At 64.3% G+C, this 406-nt stretch carries 1 protein-coding gene; it reads right to left on the minus strand.

All coding sequences use genetic code 11. The features are described 5' to 3' along the window. On the minus strand, window positions 1–406 hold a 406-nt coding region (locus AC1D0P_RS30875), incomplete at both ends, for a hypothetical protein (RefSeq protein ID WP_477680213.1).

The raw sequence follows: 406 nt of genomic DNA on the forward strand, positions 1-406 counted from the left end.
ACCCAGAGCAGGCCGTTATGTTGAGCGTAGAAAGTCTCGATAGCGGCGGCCACCTCGGCGGGCGCCTTGGCCCGCACATCCATCATGTAGGCGCGCGGATTGTTGCTGAAATCCATCGCCGCCGGGACGCTGACGTCCTGGATGGAGCCGGTATTGCTCGCATCGGCCGTCTTGGCGGGGTCAACCGCAGCCGTTTCCATCTTCGGCGCGAACTTAGCGACGTTGACCAACTTCAGGCCGTCGGCCTTGTAGGTGAAGTAGCGCGGCGCCGAAACCTTGGGAAGCGGCCGGCCGGCACCCGGGCTGTCGGGAAACGCACCGTCGTCGTCGTCGAGCGAACCCGCGAGATCGCTGCGGCCGAACAGGCTGCTGCTCTTCTTGCTGGTGTGGCTCGACGTCTTGTTAC

The sequence above is a fragment of the Polaromonas sp. P1_G2 genome (genome assembly GCF_056405515.1).